Below are 3,455 nucleotides of genomic sequence, written 5' to 3' on the forward strand. Positions count from 1 at the left end.
GCTGTTTAGAGCACTCGGTAATAGCAGAACTGGATTTATGCTACCCATTTCCGCAAAAAATGGAATAGGATTCTTCCGCTGATTGGCAATATTATAAAGAATTCTCCCGGCCGTTTGAGAACCGGTGAATCCTGCCGCTTTAATTCTTTCGTTTTTAATCAAAGCCTGTCCAACCGTTGAGCCTGCCCCATGGAGTAATGAAAATACGCCATCAGGCATACCCGCTTTTTGGGCAGCTTTAACTATGGCAGAACCGACCAAAGCGCTGGTTCCAGGATGAGCGCCGTGTGCTTTTACAATTACTGGGTTTCCTCCGGCCAATGCAGATGCAGTATCTCCACCAGCGGTAGAAAAAGCTAATGGAAAATTACTAGCGGCAAATACAGCCACCGGCCCCATGGGTACAAGCATTCGGCGAATATCAGGTTTGGGGACTGGAATTCGATCCGGTTGCGCTGTATCAATGGTGGCTTCTAGCCAAGACCCTTCGGCCACAAGATTTGCAAACATTTGCAATTGTCCTATGGTTCTTCCACGTTCACCCAAAATACGTGCTTCTGGCAATCCGGATTCGGCACAACAACGTTGGACCAACTCATCGCCCAAATTCATTATCTCATCCGCGATGGCATTTAGGAATGCTGCTTTTTTGGTGCCAGATATTTTACCGTATTCAACAAAAGCAGATGTGGCCAAATCCACAGCGCGATTGATCTCTTCATCTGTAGCTCCGGGGAATTTCCCCGGCAGTGTTTCATCAGTAGTGGGGTTATATCCAGTGGTAAATGAATCCCCATTTGCCGAAGTAGAAAATCCGATTAAATTGGTTTCTATCATTGTAGTCTCCATTATAAAGATGGCATTTCTGGACGGATGGCCAAAGCATCGTTAATGATCTTTTGAACGCGGGTCCGTTCTTCCCCAACCAGTGGAAGGCGCGGTGGGCGTACAGGTTCAGTACCAATCCCAGTGGCCACTTCTGCCAATTTAATATATTGGACTAACTTTGGATGAATATCTAGTTCTAATAGTGGCATAAACCATCGGTAGATTTCCCGCGCTTCTTTAAGACGGTCTTGTTGAACCAATTCATAAATCACAACCGTTTCCCTCGGGAAAGCATCAACCAGCCCAGCGACCCAACCGTCGGCCCCAAGAGCCAGTTCTTCCAGCGCTAATGTATCGACACCGCATAAAATTTTAATATCATTCCCGAAAGCATTTCTCATTCGTGTCACGTTGGTTACATCCCGCGTTGATTCCTTAGTGGCCTCAATCGAATCCAGTTTCAAAAGTTCCTCGAACATAGGAATCGTAATCTCAATTTTATAGTCAATAGGATTGTTGTAGGTCATAATTGGTAGATCACAAGAGGTGGCTACCGCTTTATAGAATTCAACCGTTTCCCTACTATCGGATGGGTAGCGCATTGGGGGCAGCATCATAAGTCCATCGGCGCCATTGACTTGGGCATTTTGGGCAGCAGATACAGCATCGGTAGTAGACTGCTCGGCAATATTCATAATTACTGGGATGCGGTCATTTATATGACCAACGGCTGCTATTAGCAATTCAACTTTTTCATTTTGCGTAAGGGTACTGGCTTCTCCCAAACTACCGCCAATTACGCAACCGTGGACGCCCGATTCAATTTGAAATTCGATATTGTGAAGAAAAGCAGGTATGTCCAACTGATCGTCATTTGTAAATTTTGTTGTTAAGGCAGGATAAACGCCTTTCCATTCTGGCTTCATGGATTTTCCTTTAAATAATGATTGATTAACTTCTAATATATTACTGATATATTAATAAAATTCAAATAAATATTTTTGAGTTAAACACCCGCATGATATGTGGACTAAATTGAATCATGAAGCCAAGCCTCCTTTTTCTCCTCATCACCAGCATTCCTATGATTGACATTTTGATATCATTCAAAACAAATCAATATCCCAAGACCATGCCAAGAACCAAAGTGGGTCGCAGTGTTTTTGCCCTCTTGGCTACAACTGCATGGACCACATCACTTGTATTTACAATTTTAGATTACTTTTAATCACCCATAGCCAACAAAAGTAATTCTCAATAATGGTTAATAGCAGAAAACCAAACGTCCGTTTTATTTATATTTTACTCCCAGTACTTTTCTTGGGAGCATTAATCATTTTCGGCATGGTAATCCGCCCTAATTTTTTTGGACTACCTCCCTTTCCACTGGAAATAGTTTTTCTGTTGGCGGCAGTATTCGCCATTGCAGAATTGATGATTCTCGGCTTTGAATGGCCCATTATTCAGAATGCTATTATTAAAAAATTGGCCAAGGGATTTCCCGCCATCTTGATACTTTTTGCCATTGGCATTATCATTGGCACATGGATGATTAGTGGTACCATACCCATGCTAATCTATTATGGAATTAATCTTATCAATCCCAGCTACATTTATATCCTAGCCTTTTTGATTCCCATTATTTTTTCTACATTAACCGGTACCTCATGGGGATCTATCGGTACTATCGGTGTGGTAATTATCGGCGTGGCCGCAATCATTGAAGCAAATCTGGGCATTACTGCGGGTGCAATTGTAGGCGGTGCATTTTTCGGCGATAAACTTTCGCCCTTATCAGATACAACCAATATTGCTGCCATGGCAACGGAGGTGGATCTTTATGATCATATCCGCTCCATGATGTACACAACAATGCCATCTGCAATAATTGCTGCAGTAATCTATTTCATCCTGGGATTTACCCATCCACCGGTGGGAAGTGAAATTGATGCGAATCAAATTGCCCCAACTTTAAATACAATTGCTGCCATGTTCAATTTTAATGGACTGTTGTTAATTCCCCCGGTCATTGTGCTTATTGGCTCTATCAAAAAAATGGCCACGTTACCTACACTTCTTATTTCTTCTTTATCAGCTGCAGTATTAGCAATGGTCTTTCAGCCCTATTCATTGGGTGATATAATGAATGCCATTCACAAAGGTTTTGATACAAATATGGCTTATTGGGTGACAGGGTCACCAGTGACGAGTTCTCCTGATAATATTAATGTATTATTTACCCGGGGTGGACTTTATGAATTGAACGAGGCTATTATTTTTTCTATCATGGTTTTTGTATTTATCGGCACCATTGATCTTATTGATGCTATGCCCACCATCGTTGATCGCAGTTTTGGATTTATAAAGACCAAAGCTTCCCTGATTATTTCTTCTCTTTTTGCTACAGCATTTACCAACGGAATTACGTCTAACCAAGCCGCCACTAGTTTTATAATTGGTGATGCCTTTGGGAAGCGCTATGATGAATCGGGGGTGAGCCGAAAAGTATTATCCCGCTCCATTGAAGATTATGGTACCATGTTTGAGAGTCTCGTCCCATGGCATGCAACATCCATTTTTCTTACTGCAACTTTAGGAGTTTCCTATGGGGAGTACTGGAACTGGCA

Annotated in this window: 4 protein-coding genes; 2 read left to right on the forward strand and 2 right to left on the reverse strand. The window is 42.2% G+C overall.

Going from position 1 to position 3,455, the window contains the following annotated elements:
- On the reverse strand, positions 1-837 hold an 837-nt coding region (locus HN459_09390), incomplete at its 3' end, for an aldehyde dehydrogenase family protein (GenBank protein MBT3479656.1).
- Between the two features lie 11 nt (positions 838-848).
- Positions 849-1,754, reverse strand: coding sequence for a dihydrodipicolinate synthase family protein (locus HN459_09395; protein MBT3479657.1), 906 nt, complete (start codon positions 1,752-1,754; stop codon positions 849-851).
- 116 nt (positions 1,755-1,870) lie between these two features.
- On the opposite strand from HN459_09395, the gene HN459_09400 reads away from it, so the two are divergent.
- A complete protein-coding gene (locus HN459_09400; protein ID MBT3479658.1) occupies positions 1,871-2,056 on the forward strand; it encodes a hypothetical protein in 186 nt (61 codons plus the stop codon).
- Positions 2,057-2,088: 32 nt separating this feature from the next.
- On the forward strand, positions 2,089-3,455 hold a 1,367-nt coding region (locus HN459_09405), incomplete at its 3' end, for a sodium:proton antiporter (protein ID MBT3479659.1).

The organism is Candidatus Neomarinimicrobiota bacterium (genome assembly GCA_018647265.1).
In the GTDB taxonomy this organism is placed as follows: Bacteria; Fidelibacterota; Marinisomatia; order Marinisomatales; family TCS55; genus TCS55.

Excerpts from the sequence above, each read along its gene's own strand:
- HN459_09395 (MBT3479657.1), bottom strand. The coding sequence starts at position 1,754 with ATGAAGCCAGAATGGAAAGGCGTTTATCCTGCCTTAACAACAAAATTT.
- HN459_09400 (MBT3479658.1), top strand. The coding sequence starts at position 1,871 with ATGAAGCCAAGCCTCCTTTTTCTCCTCATCACCAGCATTCCTATGATT.